The following is a 15326-nucleotide window of genomic DNA, read 5'->3' as shown; positions in this document are numbered from 1 at the left end:
GAGAATATGAGACTCAAGCAACGCACCGCGTTGATTACCGGCGGCGCCAGCGGCATCGGGCTGGCGACGGCCGAGCTTTTTCTGGCCGAGGGCGCGGAGGTGGCGCTGCTGGATCGTGATCGCGCGGCGTTGACTCGTGAGTGTGCGCGCCTCGAGCGGGAGAGCGGCCGGCGTGTCACCGGCGTCGAAGCGGACGTCGCCGAGGCAACGGCGGTCGCGGGCGCCGTTGCCGACGCCGAGGCGGCACTGGGGCGGGTCGATATCGTGATCCATGCCGCTGGCGTCAACGTCTTCGCCGACCCCCTCGACACCGACAGCGCCACCTGGCGCCGCTGTCTGGCGATCAATCTGGAGGGCGCCTGGCACGTGATTCAGGCGGTGCTGCCGGGCATGCTCGAACGCGAGTACGGGCATATCGTCAATATCGCTTCCGTCCATGGCCACAAGATCATTCCCGGCGCCTTTCCCTATCCTGTCGCCAAGCACGGCCTGATCGGGCTGACCCGCTCACTGGGGATCGAATACGCGGCGCGCGGCATCCGCGTCAACTCGATCTCGCCCGGCTTGATCCGCACGCCGGCGGCCCAGGCCTGGCTGGATGGGCTGAGCGAGGAGGCGCGCCACGAGCAGGCCATGCTGCTGCCGTGTCAGCGTATCGGCGAGCCGGAGGAAGTCGCCAACACCGCGCTCTTTCTGGCCAGCGACGAGGCCCGATTCATCAACGCCACCGATATCCTCGTCGACGGCGGGCGCAGCCAGGTCTACCACGCGTGAAAGCCATCGACGAACCGATCGACTGGCTGCCCAGCGCCTCGCTCGAGACTTTGCGCCAGCGGGCGCGGCTGATCGCCGAGATCCGGGCCTTCTTCGCGCGGCGTGACGTGCTCGAGGTCGAAACGCCGATTCTCGGCCACGGTGGCTCCACCGATCCGCATCTCGATTCGCTCGCGCTCGAGGCGACGACGCCTGATGGACGCGAGCGGCTGTGGCTGCAGACCTCGCCGGAATTTCCCATGAAGCGGCTGCTCGCGGCCGGTAGTGGCCCGATCTTTCAGCTGGCGCGCAGCTTTCGCGACGGCGAGGTCGGACGGCGTCACAATCTCGAATTCACCATGCTCGAGTGGTATCGGCCGGGCTGGTCGCTGACTGCGCTGATCGAGGAGTGCGAGGCGCTGATTCGCCTCGTCCTGCCCGCCGACCCCGGGCCGCTGCGGCGGCGGCGCTATCGCGAGCTGTTTCGCGAGGCGCTGTCGCTCGACCCCTTCACTGCGCCGTTGCCGACGCTGCGGGCGCGGGCCTTTGACGCTAGCGGCATGGCCATGGATGACGCCGATCGCGACACCTGTCTCGACCTGCTGATGAGCCTGGTCATCGAGCCCGATCTCGGTCGCGAGGGGCTCGATGTGGTCATCGACTATCCGGCGTCGCAGGCGGCGCTGGCGCGCAAGCGTCAGGATTCTGAAGACGGGGTCGAGGTCGCGGCGCGCTTCGAGATCTATCTTCACGGGCTGGAACTTGCAAACGGCTATGACGAGCTGACCGACGCCGAGGAGCAGGCCTCGCGCTTCGCCGCCGATAACCGACAGCGCGCGGCGCTGGGAAAGCCGATCGTCGATGTCGACCGACGCCTGGTCGCGGCGCTCGATCACGGCATGCCGGCCGGCAGTGGTGTCGCGCTGGGCGTCGACCGGCTGATTCAGCTGGCGCTGGGCAAGGCGAGTCTCGCCGAGGTGATCGCGTTTCCGACACCGCGCTGCTGACGGCGCTACAGCGCGATCGGTTTCTCCGGCCCGAAGGGCCATAGGCGAGTGATATCGTCCAGTAGCTGGCGTGCAGCGGGGGCGAGCGGCCGGTTTTGACGCACGATGACGTGGCTCTCCGCCTCGCGGAAGATGGGGTGATCGATCTCCAGCGCCACCAGCTGCTGGCGGCGGATCTCGTGCAGCAGGGCCACGTGACCGATAAAGGTCACGCCATTGCCGGAGCTCACGTACTGCTTGAGCGTCGCCAGTGAGTTGCTGATCAGGCTCGCGTGGAAGTGGCGCTTGCTCATGGTCTCGACCGCATCGATCAGCTGGCGTATGCCGAAGCCGTGTCCGACCAGGCCGAGTGGCCAGGCCAGCACGTCCTCCAGGGCCAGCGGCTGCGGACGCCGGGTCAGCGGATGCTGCGGGTGGACGATGGCGCAGAGCGGCTGGCGTGCGCTGGCGACAGCCTCGATGCCCGGCGTCAGGCGTGGGGCGTAGGCAATACCGATATGGGCCTGGCCTTCGTAGACCTGGCGGACTACCTCGTTGACGGCAACCAGATTGAGCTCGACGGTCAGTTGCGGGTGATGGGCGCAGAAGTCGTTCATCACGCCGCTCATCAGGCGGTCGCTGTAGCCTTCGCTGACGGCGAGACTGATATGCCCGCGCTGCAGGCCATCCAGCGCCGCGAGCTGGCCAAAGAGAGTTTGCTCGGCGACATCGCGCTCGCGATGAAAGTCCATCAACAGTCGCCCGGCTTCGGTGGCCCGTACGCCGCGACCGTGACGCTCCAGCAGCGGAGTGCCCAAGGCCTGCTCGAGCTGGCGGATCTGGCGGCTGATCACCGACGGCTCGATATCCAGTCGATCCGAGGCGGCGCGGATCGAGCCGGCGTCTATCGCCTCATGGAAATAGTGCAGCCAGCGCGTATTCAGCGGTGCGCTGCCTCGGGGACACTCCTGCGTCATGCCGTGCGCTCCCTGCCTTGTTGTCGATCTTGTCATTGTGGGGCGAGACGCGCGCAAAGCGGTCTCGCTGTCCGTCTTGGGCGTCTACCTGCTGGACGTCGACCCGGGTGGCCTGGCGTGATCGCCAGAGCGGATCGTCATCGACCGTCAGCAATCATCATCGTCACAGTGTTGCTTTGAAGGCAACACTTAAGATGCATCGAGTCCATTGTTTCCCCGTCAAGCTGGCTTACTCTCGAGAGAGCGAACGGTCTGTGAGCGGAAACTAATAAATGGCGCCTTGCTGCGCCGGCAACAATCCTTCCGTCCGGGTCCGGCGCGCTCATCACAATCATAAGATCGACAATGAGGTTTGCGCATGACGACTCTCTTTTCGCGTCGTTTTTCCGCCACGCGTCGCCGTCTGCTCGGCGGTGTGGCGGCGGCAACACTCCTTTCCACGACCTGTGGCGCCGTCTCGACCCTGGCCGCGATGCCGGCCGACGCCAGCACGATTCGTGCCGTCATGCATTCCGGGTTACGGGTGCTCGATCCGATCACCACCACCGCGCATATCACCCGCGATCACGGCTATATGATCTGGGACACGCTGCTGGGCATGGACGACCAGTTCCAGCCGCAGCCGCAGATGGCCGACTGGTCGGTTTCCGACGATGGCATGGTCTATACCTTCACGCTGCGCGAGGGTCTCGAGTGGCACGATGGTGGCCAGGTGACGGCTGCCGATGCGGTCGCCTCCTTCCGGCGCTGGGCGGATCGCGACGGTGGCGGCCAGATGCTGCTGGATCATGTCGATAGCGTCGAGGCCACCGACGAGCGCACCATGACATTGACGCTCTCGTCGCCGTTCGCCTATGTACTCGAACTGATGGCCAAGCCGTCATCGGTACCGCTGTTCGTGATGCCGGAACGTATCGCCAGCAAATCGCCGGACGAGACGCTGACGGTTGAGGACCAGATCGGTTCCGGTCCCTTTACCTTCGTCGCCGATGAGTACGATCCAGGTAACCGGGTGGTCTACGAGAAGTTCGCCGATTACGTGCCGCGCGAGGAGCCGGCCAGCTGGACGGCCGGCGGCAAGGTGGTCGATGTCGATCGCGTCGAGTGGATCAACATGAGCGACGCCCAGACCGCGCTCAATGCGCTCAATTCGGGCGAGATCGACTTCCTCGAGTCGCCGTCGGTGGATCTGCTGCCGGTCCTGCAGGCCAATCCGGATCTCACCGTCGAGAAGATCAACGAGCTTGGCAGCCAGACCATTGGCCGCTTCAACTTCCTTTACCCGCCATTCGACGACCCCGAGATTCGGCGCGCGGCACTGACGGCGATGAACCAGACCGACGTGCTGGCTTCGCTGATCGGCAATCCCGAGTTCTATACCACCTGTGATTCGATGTACGGCTGCCAGACGCCGCTGGCCACCGAGGCTGGGGCGCCGGAGACACTGGCGACCGGCGGCGGTACCGAAGCCGCCAGCGAGATGCTCGAGGCCGCCGGCTACGACGGCACGCCGGTCGTGATGATGCAGCCCACGGATGCGCCCACCGTCAGCCCCCAGCCGGTGATCGCCGCGCAGCTGCTGCGTCAGGCCGGCTTCCAGGTCGACCTGCAGCCGATGGATTGGCAGACCCTGGTGACGCGCCGCGCCAGCCAGCAGCCGCCGGGCGAGGGGGGCTGGAATATGTTCTTCACCAACTGGTACATCCCGGAAGTGTGGAATCCGCTGGTCAGCCCGATGCTCAATGGGCGCGGGGCGGACGGCGGCTGGTTTGGCTGGCCCGATGACGCCGAGCTCGAATCCATGCGCGAAGCGTTTGCCAAGGCCGAAAGCGACGAGGATCGCAAGGCGATTGCCGAACGCATTCAGGCGCATGCCTTCGAACAGGTGACCTACATCCCGCTGGGCGAGTACTCGATTCCGGCCGCCTGGAACAATGATCTCTCCGGCATCCTGCATTCGCCGGTCCCGGTGTTCTGGAATATCACCAAGGCCGAATGAGTCGCGGCACGGCGCACGACGCCTCGTCTGCGCCGTGCCGATGGTGGCTCGGTGGTCTCGAACTGTCGAACACCTGACGCTTTTGAACACCGGATTCTTGCGAATCTCTGGCACTTGGGGACCCGGAGCCTGCGTCGCCGAAGGCTCGGGTTCGCGCACAGGAGCATAGCCATGTTCAGCTACTGTCTGCGTCGATGTCTGGCGGCGGTGCCCGTCATGATCGTGGTCGCGCTATTCGTCTTTCTGCTGCTGCGGCTCTCGCCGGGCGATCCGGCAGCGATCATCGCCGGTGACATGGCAACGCCGGCACAGCTCGAGCGTATCCGTGCCTCGCTGGGGCTGGATCAGCCGCTCTACTTGCAGTTCTTCCAATGGACCGGCGCGCTGCTTCGTGGCGATTTCGGCACGTCGCTGATGTCCAACCTGCCGGTGACCCAACTGATGGCGCAGCGCCTGGAGCCGACGATCAGTCTTGCCCTTTTCAGCATCGTGCTGTCGGTAGTGATCGCCGTGCCGATGGGGGTGGTTGCGGCCTGGAAGCACGGCAGCCTGATCGACAAGGCGGTAATGTCGCTCTCGGTGCTCGGCTTTTCGGTGCCGGTCTTCGTCATCGGCTACCTGCTGATCAAGCTCTTCGCGATCGATCTCGGCTGGCTGCCCGTGCAGGGCTTCAGTCGCCTCTCCGAGTCGGGCTTTCTGCCTTTCCTCCAGCACGCCATCCTGCCGGCAACGATGCTGTCGACGATCTATATCGCGCTGATCGCGCGGATGACTCGCGCCAGCATGCTCGATGTGCTCGGCGAGGACTTCATTCGCACGGCACACGCCAAGGGCGCCAGCGAGAAGCGCGTGCTGTTCAAGCACGCGCTGCGTAACGCCGGGGTACCTATCCTCGAGGTCATCGGCACCGGTTTCGCTCTAATGATCACCGGGGTCGTGGTGACCGAGAGCGTTTTCAACATCCCCGGGCTGGGGCGTCTGACCGTGGACGCGATCCTGTCGCGAGACTACCCGGTGATCCAGGGTCTGATTCTGGTGACCAGCGGCGTCTACGTGCTGATCAACCTGGCGATCGATCTCTCCTACGCACTGCTCGATCCGAGGATTCGCTACCAATGAGCCCGATCTCTTCTTCCGCGCCACTGATCGGCGCGCGGCGGCTGCGACTGTGGCCCGCGCACCGTCCCGGCTGGGCCATTATCGTGGCCGGTGTCTGTCTGGCACTGATCGCGATGGCCGCCGTCCTCGCCCCGTGGCTGGCACCGCACGATCCGCTGCAGATGTCCCCGGCCTCACGGCTGCAGCCTGCCAATGACACCTACTGGCTGGGTAGCGATGCCTACGGACGCGATCTGCTGTCCCGCGTGCTCTACGGTGCCCGGGTATCGCTGACGGTGGGTATCGGCAGTGCGCTGATCGCTGTCGTGATCGGCTTGCCGCTGGGTATTCTGGCCGGCTTCTTTCGCGGGTTGGATGCCGTGGTCATGCGCGTGATGGATGGCCTGATGGCGATCCCCAACGTGTTGCTGGCGATCGCCATTGTCTCGCTCACCAGTGCCAATCTGTGGACCGTCATGGCGGCCATCACCATTCCCGAGATTCCCCGCGTGGTGAGGCTGGTTCGCTCGGTCGTGCTGTCGGCGCGCGAGGAGCCCTATGTCGAGGCGGCGATATCGCTCGGCAGCAGCCTGTCGACGGTGATGTGGCGACATCTGATGCCCAACACGCTGGCGCCGCTGATCGTGATGGCCACCTATATCTGTGCCTCGGCGATCCTGACCGAGGCGATCCTGTCGTTCCTCGGCGCCGGTCTCGGCACCGAGACGCCGACCTGGGGCAATATCATGTCCGAAGGGCGAACCTATTTTCTGATCAAGCCGTCGTTGATCTTCTGGCCGGGGCTGATGCTGTCGCTGTGCATTCTGTCGATCAACCTGCTGGGCGATGCCGCGCGCGACCGTCTCGATCCCCGGCTCAACAAGCGCGGAGGTGAACGATGACCGCCATGCAGGCCATGCCGCCGTCCCCGACTGCGCCCGCCGAGACCGTTCTCGAGCTCCGCGAGCTGGTCGTGCGGACTCAATCCAGCCCTGCCAAGACCATTCTCAAGGGGATCAGCTTCGATATCGCGGCGGGCGAAACGCTGTGTCTGGTCGGGGAGTCCGGTTCGGGAAAATCGGTCACTTCGCTCGCGATCATGGGGCTACTGCCGAAGGGCATCCTCGAGGTAGCCCGCGGCGAGATCCATCTCGAGCGTCAGGCGCTGTTGTCGGCCACGTCACGCCAGCTCCGCGATCTTCGCGCCCAGCGCGTGGCGATGATCTTCCAGGAGCCGATGACGGCGCTCAACCCGCTGATGCGCGTCGGCGAGCAGATCGAGGAAGTGCTGGTCATGCATCAACGCGGACTCTCGAGCGGCCAACGCCGCGAGCGCGTGCTCGACATGCTCGATCAGGTTCAGCTGCCGGATATCGAGCGCGTCTACGAGAGCTGGCCGCACCAGCTCTCCGGTGGCCAGCGTCAACGGATCATGATCGCCATGGCGCTGATTCTGGAGCCGCGACTGCTGATCGCCGACGAACCCACGACGGCGCTGGATGTCACCACGCAGCAGCAGATCCTCAAACTGATCAAGGCACTGCAGCAGCGCCACGGGACATCGGTGCTGTTCATCACCCACGACATGGGAGTAGTCGCGGATATCGCCGACCGAGTCTGTGTCATGCGCCATGGCGAGGTGGTCGAGACACAACCGATCGAGGCGCTGCTGCGTCATCCGCGCACCGACTACACGCGTCAGCTGCTGCAGGCGGTGCCCAGTCTACGGCCGCGACCCGCGCGCGAGGTGATGAGCCCGGAGGTGGTGCTCGAGGCGATCGAGCTGGAGATGCGCTATGGCGGGACTTCCCGCTGGCAGCGGCTGCGGGGCCAGTCCGGGACAGGCAAGCTGGCCGCGCACGATATCAGTTTCGCGCTGCGACGCGGGCGAACGCTGGGCATCGTTGGCGAAAGCGGCTCCGGCAAGTCCACCGTGGCACGCTGCGTGATGCGCATGATTGCGCCAACCGGTGGCGGCGTGAGGGTCTTGGGCAAGGACATCGCCAGTCTCGGCCGGGCTGCGCTCAAGCCGCATCGCAAGCGCATCCAGATGATCTTTCAAGATCCGTTCCGGTCGCTCAATCCCCGTCTGACGGTGGGCGCCAGCCTGATCGAAGGACCGGTCAACTACGGTACGCCGAAGGCGGAGGCGCTGACTCGTGCCGCAGAGCTACTGGCACTGGTCGGGCTACCCGAGGATGCGCTGGAACGCTATCCGCATCAGTTTTCCGGGGGCCAGCGGCAGCGCATCGCGATTGCGCGAGCACTGGCCATGGAGCCCGACGTACTGGTCGCCGACGAGGCGGTCTCCGCGCTCGACGTGTCGGTGCAGACGCAGGTGCTGGCGCTCCTTGCGGATATTCAGCAGCGGCTGGGTGTCGCGGTGCTGTTCATTACCCATGACCTGCGGGTCGCCGCCCAGATCTGCGACGAGGTGATGGTGATGCAGCAGGGCGAGATCGTCGAATACGGCCCGGCCGGCGAGGTGCTGGGCGCGCCGAAGCATGCCTATACCCAGTCGCTGATGCTGGCGGCGCCCGGGCGCCACTGGGATTTCGCGGGTTTCAAACCGCTCGATGAGGTCTACCGGGCCGAGCGTCCGGGTGTGAGTCTGGCGCGCTGACGCCAGCCGGATTGCCCGTCTCCGTCCTGTGTTGTCCTCGGCCTACGCGTCACGACGTTATCGCATCATCTAGAAGGAATGCTTCATGTCTTTACCCCGCATCGCTGTCGGTGGCTTTCTTCACGAAACCAACACCTTTGCGCCGAGCCCGGCGACGCTCGAGGATTTCCAGCGGGGTAGTGGCACGCCTCCGCTGACCGAGGGCAGGGCGATCTTCAGTGCCGTGGCGCAGAGCAACATCGGGCTCTGCGGTTTCATCGAGGCGCCCGAAGCGCAATCTTGGACGCTGGCTCCGACGCTCTGGACGACCGCTAGCCCCTCCGCCCACGTCACCGAGCATGCCTTCGAGTGCATCGCCTCGCGGCTGCTGGCCGCCATCGAAGCTGTCATGCCGTTGGATGGCGTCTATCTCGATCTTCACGGCGCCATGGTCGCCGAACACCTGGATGACGGCGAGGGCGAGCTGCTCCGTCGCGTACGGGTGCTGGTCGGCCCCGGCGTGCCTATCGTGGTGACGCTCGATCTGCACGGCAACGTCACGCCGTTGATGGTCGAGCAGGCCGATATGCTGATCGCCTATCGCACTTACCCGCACGTCGATATGGCCGAGACCGGCGCGCGCTGCGCCACTGCCATGGCATGGCTGCTGGAAAGCGGCATCCGCCCGGCCAAGGCCTTTCGCCAGCTCGACTACCTGATGCCGATCGCCTGGCAGTGCACGGCGGAGGAGCCGTGCCGTTCCCTCTATGCCGAAGTGGCGGCGATGGAGAGCGAAGCGCTGCCGTCGGTCTCGTTCTTGACCGGCTTTCCGGCGGCGGATTTCGTCGACTGCGGGCCCAGCGTCATCGTCTATGGCCTTGACCAGACCCGCGCCGACGCGGCTGCCGCTGCGCTGGTCGCGCGCATCGCGGCCCAGGAGTCGGCGTTTGCCGGCCGGGTCTATACGCCGGAAGAGGGCGTGCGCGAGGCCATGCGCCTGGCGACGGGCGCCTCGAAGCCGGTGGTGATCGCCGATACCCAGGACAATCCCGGCGCCGGGGGCAATGCCGACACCATGGGCATGCTGAAGGCACTGGTGGCGTGCGGCGCCCGGCGTGCCGCTCTCGGCAACGTTTTCGATCCCGATGCGGCTGGCGCGGCGCACGCCGCCGGCGTCGGCGCGACGATCCATGTCGCGCTGGGCGGGCGTTCCGCCATCCCCGGCGACTCGCCGCTAGAGGCCGACTTTGTGGTCGAGTCGCTCTCCGACGGATGCTTTATCGCGCCCGGGCCCTACTTCGGCGGCGGGCGGCTCGACATGGGGCCATCGGCCTGTCTGCGGGTCGGCGACGTGCGCGTCGTCGTGGTCAGTCGCAAGGCGCAGATGGCGGATCAGGCCATGTATCGCTCGGTCGGTATCGAGCCGCTCGAGCAGGCCATCCTGGTCAACAAGAGCTCGGTTCACTTTCGCGCCGACTTCGCACCGATCGCCGAGGCGATTCTGGTCTGCGCCGCGCCCGGCCCGATGGCGGTCGATCCTGCCGTACTGCCGTGGAAGCATTTGCGCCCCGGCCTGCGAACGTCACCGCTAGGTCAGCCGTTCGCGCCTGCGGCCGAGCCCGCCTGACTTGTCCGTCTGACTTTTCTGTCGATGACCTCATCCTCCACCTTTGCTCGGAGTCACCATGACGACACTGCCACGTATCGACGCGTTCACCGATGAGATGATCGAGATTCGCCACGACATTCACGCCCATCCCGAGATCGGCTTCGAGGAGCAGCGCACGTCCGGCATCGTTGCCGACTATCTGCGCCGACTCGGACTCGAGGTTCACACCGGCATCGGCGGCACGGGAGTGATCGGTATCGTCGACGGGCAGCATGGGCCGGGCAAGACGCTTGGCCTGCGCGCCGACATGGATGCGCTGCCTATGGACGAGGAGACCGGGTTGTCGTTTGCCTCCCTGAATCCCGGGCGTTTCCACGGCTGCGGGCATGATGGCCATACCACCATGCTGCTCGGGGCGGCGCGTTATCTCGCCGAGACGCGCGATTTCGCCGGGCGCGTGGTGTTGATTTTTCAGCCGGCCGAGGAAGGCCTCGGTGGCGCTCGTCGCATGATCGCCGAGGGGCTGTTCACGCGGTTCCCGTGCGACGAGATCTACGCGCTGCACAATGCACCGTATCTCGGTCACGGTCAGATTCGTGTCATGAGCGGCAAGGCAATGGCCGGCGCGGAGTTCTTCGATATCACCATTCGCGGCCGCGGTAGCCACGGCGCACAGCCCAACAATGCCCGCGATCCTATCGTCGTGGCGACCCAGCTTTCCCAGGCGATACAGAGTATCGTCAGCCGCAATGCCGATCCGCTGGATGCCGCGGTGGTATCGATCACCCAGCTGCACTCGGGGTCTGCCTACAATGTCATTCCGCAATCGGCGACGCTCTCCGGCACCATTCGGACCTTCGATGACAATGTCGCGGCGCTGATCCATGGGCGGATTCGCGAACTGGCGGAAGGGCTGGCGGTGGCCTTCGGCGTCGAGATCGAGGTCGATATCCGCAATATCTTTTCGGTGCTCGACAACGACCCGGTACAGACCGACGCGCTGGCGGCGGCGGCCAGGGATATCGTCGGCGAAACCAACGTCGCCGATCTGGAGCGCCCGGCAATGGGCAGCGAGGATTTCGCCGACATGCTCAAGGTCGTGCCCGGCTCCTACTGTTGGGTCGGGCATGCTGGCGATGTCCCGGTGCATAATCCGGCGTTCGTGCTCGACGACGGTATCCTGCCGGTCGGTGCCAGCCTGCTGGCGCGGGTGGCCGAGCGGCGTCTGAACGAGCTGGCGGACTGAACGAGTTGATGAAGGACGCAGTGATGCGCTGACGGCAGCGCTAACCGGCCGGCGGAAGAGACGCGTGCAAGGCTTAGCCCTCGACCTTGCCGCGTAGGCGTTTCTTCTGGCCGTGCTTGGTTTTCTGGTCGGCCCGTTTGCGCTTGGCGCTACGGGAGGGCTGGGGCGCGCGGCGCGGCTTGTCCCCGTAGAGGACCGGCTTGATGAGCTCCTTGAGCCTGGCCAGTGCGGCCTCGCGGTTGAGCTCCTGCGTGCGGTGCTCCTGCGACTTGATCACCACGACGCCGTCACGGGTGATGCGCTTGTCGCGCAGTGCCAGCAGCTTCTCCTTGAAGCCGGGATGCAGGCTGGAGGCGCGGATATCGAAGCGCAAATGAATCGCCGAGGAGACCTTGTTGACGTTCTGCCCGCCGGCACCCTGGGCGCGCACGGCGTGCAGTTCGATCTCGTGGTCGGGGATCGAAACGTTGCGGGAAATATCCAGCGCCATGGTGGCTCCGAGGGGTCAGTGGGTGTCGGCGCCGCCGGGCAGGGCGCCCAGCGTCTGGCCCATGCGAATCGGGCTGCCTTCCGGGTCGAAGTTGCCAAAGGCAGTTTCGCGGCCGAAGCACATGACCACGGTGGAGCCAAGCTTGAAGCGGCCCATCTCCTGACCTTTCTCGATCACGACGCGTTCATCGAAGCGGGTGGTCTGTACCTGGCCGCTCAACGGCGTGATCTGCCCGGCCCACACGGTCTCGATGGCAGCGACGATCATCGCGCCGACCAGCACCATCGCCAGCGGCCCGTGTTCGGTGTCGAAGAGGCAGACCAGGCGTTCGTTACGCGCGAACAGGCCGGGCACATGGTTGGCCGTCGCGCTGTTGACCGAAAAGAGCCGGCCCGGCACGTAGGTCATTTCGCGCAGTGTTCCGGTCACCGGCATATGCACCCGATGATAGTCCTTGGGTGACAGGTAGACCGTGGCGAAACTACCCTGACGGAAAGGGGCCGCGCGAGCCGTATCGCCGCCGAGCAGCGTGTGCAGGGAGTAGGTCTGTCCCTTGGCCTGGATCAGCGTGCCGTGCTCGATACGACCGTAGCGCGAAAGCACGCCGTCGGCGGGAGAGACAAGCTGCTCGCCGATCGGGCGCGCGTCCGGCTTTAACGCCCGAGTGAAGAAGTCATTGAAGCAGGCATAGGCGGCGGGGTCGGGCTGCAGCGCTTCGTCCATGTTCACCCCGTAGCTTTGGATGAAGCGCTGGATGAAGAGATCCTTGACCCACGGTACGCGGCTCTCGGCAACCTTGCCGATCAGCCGCGAGATCGCGTGCTGGGGCAGCGGATATTGGATTCTGGCGAACAGTTCCTGGCGATCCACGATGATGTCGGTTCCCGAAAGTGTGAAAGAGGGTGAAGCGGGCGGACAAGGTAGCGGTACCGGCCAGGCCGCGCAATAGCGTTGGTGGCCGCCTGGCACCGCGAGTCGGCGGGCCCGGCGGCGGACCGGTACGTGACCCTCAGGTTTCGACCGGCGTATCGTCGTGGTTGCCCCACTCCTTCCAGGAACCGGGGTAGGCGCGAACCTTCTCGAAGCCCAGCGCCTTGGCGGCCAGCCAGGTCAAGCCGCTGCGGTGATGGCTCTGGCAGTGGGTGGCGATCTCCTTGTCCGGTGTCAGGCCGCGCGCCTCGAGTTCGGAGATGAGCTCGGCGTAGTCCCGCAGGCGCAGCTCGCGCTGGCGGTCCATGACATCGAGCCAGTCGAAGTTGACTGCGCCGGGGATATGGCCGCGTTTGCGGTTGTCGCCCTTGGTGCCTTCGTACTCCTCCCGCGAACGCGCATCCCAGACGGCGAGCGTCGGGTCATCCAGGCGGGCCAGCAGCTCCTCGCGACGGATCTGTGCCTCGGGATTGAGGTAGGCCGCTTCATACTGGCTGGGAACGGGGGGCTTGGCATCGGTCTCGACGGGCTGGCCGTCGGCGCGCCAGGCATGAATACCGCCGTTGAGGTAGGAGTAGCGGCGATGGCCGATCAGTTCCAGCGTCCACAACAGGCGGCCGGCCCAGCCACCCCCTTCATCGTCGTAGGCGACAACATGGGTATCCGGTGTCAGGCCCAGCTCGGAGAAAAGCGCGCTCAGGGCGGTCTCCGACGGCACGTCGTTGGGGACATCGCCGCTGCCGGCCAACAGCCGCCGGTGATCGAGATAGATTGCGCCGGGCACGTGGCCGTCGCCATAGCTTTCCGGCTTGAGCGGTACGTCGACGATCAGCAGCTTCGGGTCGCCGAGGTGGTCGGCTAGCGTTGCCGAATCGATAATCAGCGGCAGGCTGGGCATTTCCGAACTCATGGCATTGGCTCCTGAAGGCGTGCAAACGTTGAGTGTCCGTGATGATGGCATAGTGCTGCGCTGCTGGCAGCCCGTACCGATGTCGACACCACGGGCGCCTCGTCGCGTACCCGATCCAGAGCGCGGCGTTCGCGGCGAGAATTGGCGGCCGGGTGGCGGCGTCGGGCGATCGATTTCGCTATACTGCGCGCCGCTCTCGACGGGGCCTATCGACGCGGAAGCGTCATGACGCCGGATCCGCATCGGTATGTCGCGTCTTTTCATAACCCGTTATTTTGTATACAAAGGGTGTTGGGTGCCGTATCGCCCGACATCACCAATAACAATCACGATGTTCAGGAGATGGCTGCGTGCTTGAAAAACTGTTTTCCCTGCGCTCGCTGAATACCACCCCGAAGACCGAGGTGCTGGCTGGCGTCGCAACGTTCCTGGCGGCGATGTACATCATCGTGGTCAACCCGTCGATCCTGTCCAACGCGGGGGTGCCCTTTGCTGGCGCGCTGACCGCGACGGTCCTGATCAGCTGCTTTGGCAGCGTGATGATGGGGTTCTATGCGCGCAATCCGGTGCTGGTCGCGCCGGGTATGGGCATCAACGCGCTGTTTACCTATACGATGGTGCTGGGCGCGGGAATTCCCTGGCAGACGGCGCTGGGCTGCGTGTTCTGGTCCGGCGTGCTGTTCGGCATTCTGGCGCTGTTCAACGTCCGCCGCTACGTCGTGGACGCCATTCCGGCGACGCTGCGTCACGCCATCGCCTGTGGTATCGGCCTGTTCATCACCGTCATCGGGCTGGTCAACGCCGGCATGCTGGTCTCCAATCCGGCCACGGTGGTCGGTCTTGGCGAGATGACGCCGACACTGGTCACCTTTCTGATCGGGCTGGGGATCACCGCGGTGCTGGTGGCCAAGCGCCTTCAGGGCGCCCTGATTCTGGGCATCGTCGCGACCACGCTGCTGGCCGTGCCGATCGGCCGCCTGTGGGGTGATGCCAGCGCCATGTCGCCGACCGGCTCGGCCACGCTGGTCAACTTTCAGGGAATCTTCGCCTGGCCGGACTTCAGCGCCATGGGGCAGGTCGACTTCCTGGGTGCACTGTCGATCGCCTATTGGCCTTTCATCTTCGTGATCCTGTTCACCACCTTCTTCGATGCCATGTCGACATTCATCGGGGTGTGCCAGGCGGGCAACCTGCTCGACGAGAACGGCGAACCGCGCAACATCCGGCGTTCGATGATGGTCGACGCGGCGTCGGCACTGGTCTCCGCGCCCCTGGGGACCAGCCCGGCCAACGCCTATGTCGAATCCGCCGCCGGTATCAGTCAGGGCGGTCGTTCCGGGCTGGTGGCGGTGGTCGCCGGCCTACTGTTCCTGCCGTTCCTGTTCCTGTCGCCGCTGCTGGCGCTGGTACCGGCGATCGCCACCGCGCCGGCACTGATCATGGTCGGCGTGTTCATGCTGTCACCGATCCGCACGATCGACTGGCAACAGTACGACGACGCCATTCCCGCTTTCGTGGCGATGCTGCTGATTCCGCTGACCTATTCGATCACCCACGGCGTAGTGTTCGGTTTCCTGACCTATGTCGTGGTCAAGGTCGGCGTCGGCAAGTCGCGCGAGGTGCGTCCGGCGATGTGGGTGCTGTTTTTCCTGTCGATCCTGATGCTGTTCGAGGGCTGACCCGGTCGGCCGGCACTCGACTAGATAGCTGTCTAGCATGAACCATC

At 65.2% G+C, this 15326-nt stretch carries 13 protein-coding genes; 9 read left to right on the top strand and 4 right to left on the bottom strand.

The features are described from left to right. Positions 1-6: 6 nt before the first annotated feature. Together MC381_RS06365 and epmA are read left to right on the top strand one after the other, a co-directional pair. Positions 7-774 (top strand): SDR family oxidoreductase, encoded by a 768-nt coding sequence (locus tag MC381_RS06365; RefSeq protein WP_251976886.1) that lies wholly within the window; start codon positions 7-9, stop codon positions 772-774. After that, positions 771-1760 carry an EF-P lysine aminoacylase EpmA gene (epmA, locus tag MC381_RS06360; protein ID WP_251976885.1) on the top strand — a complete coding sequence of 330 codons (990 nt, stop codon included), beginning with the start codon at positions 771-773 and terminating at the stop codon, positions 1758-1760. Before MC381_RS06365 ends, epmA begins: the two co-directional genes overlap by 4 nt. A gap of 5 nt (positions 1761-1765) precedes the next feature. Here epmA and MC381_RS06355 read toward each other — a convergent pair whose 3' ends face one another. Beyond that, a complete protein-coding gene (locus tag MC381_RS06355; protein WP_251976884.1) occupies positions 1766-2716 on the bottom strand; it encodes a LysR family transcriptional regulator in 951 nt (316 codons plus the stop codon). A gap of 358 nt (positions 2717-3074) precedes the next feature. Here MC381_RS06355 and MC381_RS06350 point away from each other — a divergent pair, with 358 nt between their 5' ends. From MC381_RS06350 to MC381_RS06325, 6 genes are all read left to right on the top strand, one after another. After that, positions 3075-4715, top strand: coding sequence for an ABC transporter substrate-binding protein (locus MC381_RS06350; RefSeq protein WP_251976883.1), 1641 nt, complete (start codon positions 3075-3077; stop codon positions 4713-4715). A 171-nt stretch (positions 4716-4886) separates the two neighbouring features. Beyond that, positions 4887-5834 carry an ABC transporter permease gene (locus tag MC381_RS06345; protein WP_251976882.1) on the top strand — a complete coding sequence of 316 codons (948 nt, stop codon included), beginning with the start codon at positions 4887-4889 and terminating at the stop codon, positions 5832-5834. Further along, the gene (locus tag MC381_RS06340) at positions 5831-6715 is read left to right on the top strand and encodes an ABC transporter permease (RefSeq protein WP_251976881.1); all 885 of its coding nucleotides are present in this window, start codon (positions 5831-5833) and stop codon (positions 6713-6715) included. Before MC381_RS06345 ends, MC381_RS06340 begins: the two co-directional genes overlap by 4 nt. Beyond that, on the top strand, positions 6712-8436 hold the full coding sequence (locus MC381_RS06335; protein ID WP_251976880.1) for an ABC transporter ATP-binding protein: 1725 nt from the start codon (positions 6712-6714) through the stop codon (positions 8434-8436). The genes MC381_RS06340 and MC381_RS06335 overlap by 4 nt, the downstream gene beginning before the upstream one ends. An 85-nt stretch (positions 8437-8521) precedes the next feature. Then, positions 8522-10042, top strand: coding sequence for a M81 family metallopeptidase (locus MC381_RS06330; RefSeq protein WP_251976879.1), 1521 nt, complete (start codon positions 8522-8524; stop codon positions 10040-10042). A 58-nt stretch (positions 10043-10100) separates the two neighbouring features. After that, positions 10101-11270 (top strand): M20 aminoacylase family protein, encoded by a 1170-nt coding sequence (locus tag MC381_RS06325; protein WP_251976878.1) that lies wholly within the window; start codon positions 10101-10103, stop codon positions 11268-11270. Between the two features lie 73 nt (positions 11271-11343). On the opposite strand, the gene arfB is transcribed toward MC381_RS06325, so the two are convergent. The 3 genes from arfB to MC381_RS06310 form a co-directional block, all read right to left on the bottom strand. After that, on the bottom strand, positions 11344-11760 hold the full coding sequence (gene arfB / locus MC381_RS06320) for an alternative ribosome rescue aminoacyl-tRNA hydrolase ArfB (RefSeq protein ID WP_251976877.1): 417 nt from the start codon (positions 11758-11760) through the stop codon (positions 11344-11346). A 15-nt stretch (positions 11761-11775) separates the two neighbouring features. Next, entirely contained in the window at positions 11776-12630 is an 855-nt protein-coding gene (asd, locus tag MC381_RS06315; RefSeq protein ID WP_374708155.1) for an archaetidylserine decarboxylase, read from the bottom strand. A gap of 139 nt (positions 12631-12769) precedes the next feature. Beyond that, positions 12770-13600 carry a sulfurtransferase gene (locus MC381_RS06310; RefSeq protein WP_251976876.1) on the bottom strand — a complete coding sequence of 277 codons (831 nt, stop codon included), beginning with the start codon at positions 13598-13600 and terminating at the stop codon, positions 12770-12772. Between the two features lie 350 nt (positions 13601-13950). Here MC381_RS06310 and MC381_RS06305 point away from each other — a divergent pair, with 350 nt between their 5' ends. Then, positions 13951-15279: an NCS2 family permease gene (locus tag MC381_RS06305; protein ID WP_251976875.1), complete on the top strand. Its 1329-nt coding sequence runs from the start codon at positions 13951-13953 to the stop codon at positions 15277-15279. Positions 15280-15326: the final 47 nt, after the last annotated feature.

Origin of the sequence: Salinicola avicenniae, from assembly GCF_023736115.1 — a bacterium.
In the GTDB taxonomy this organism is placed as follows: Bacteria; Pseudomonadota; Gammaproteobacteria; order Pseudomonadales; family Halomonadaceae; genus Salinicola; species Salinicola avicenniae.
The sequence above is the reverse complement of the archived record's forward strand: the minus strand, read 5'-3'. Positions and strand labels throughout refer to the sequence as shown.

Bases quoted from the DNA above. Each gene is read 5' to 3' on its own strand.
- MC381_RS06365 (WP_251976886.1), top strand. From the start codon at position 7: ATGAGACTCAAGCAACGCACCGCGTTGATTACCGGCGGCGCCAGCGGC.
- MC381_RS06335 (WP_251976880.1), top strand. From the start codon at position 6,712: ATGACCGCCATGCAGGCCATGCCGCCGTCCCCGACTGCGCCCGCCGAG.
- arfB (WP_251976877.1), bottom strand. From the start codon at position 11,760: ATGGCGCTGGATATTTCCCGCAACGTTTCGATCCCCGACCACGAGATC.
- MC381_RS06325 (WP_251976878.1), top strand. From the start codon at position 10,101: ATGACGACACTGCCACGTATCGACGCGTTCACCGATGAGATGATCGAG.
- MC381_RS06340 (WP_251976881.1), top strand. From the start codon at position 5,831: ATGAGCCCGATCTCTTCTTCCGCGCCACTGATCGGCGCGCGGCGGCTG.
- MC381_RS06345 (WP_251976882.1), top strand. From the start codon at position 4,887: ATGTTCAGCTACTGTCTGCGTCGATGTCTGGCGGCGGTGCCCGTCATG.
- MC381_RS06355 (WP_251976884.1), bottom strand. From the start codon at position 2,716: ATGACGCAGGAGTGTCCCCGAGGCAGCGCACCGCTGAATACGCGCTGG.
- MC381_RS06330 (WP_251976879.1), top strand. From the start codon at position 8,522: ATGTCTTTACCCCGCATCGCTGTCGGTGGCTTTCTTCACGAAACCAAC.
- MC381_RS06350 (WP_251976883.1), top strand. From the start codon at position 3,075: ATGACGACTCTCTTTTCGCGTCGTTTTTCCGCCACGCGTCGCCGTCTG.
- MC381_RS06310 (WP_251976876.1), bottom strand. From the start codon at position 13,600: ATGAGTTCGGAAATGCCCAGCCTGCCGCTGATTATCGATTCGGCAACG.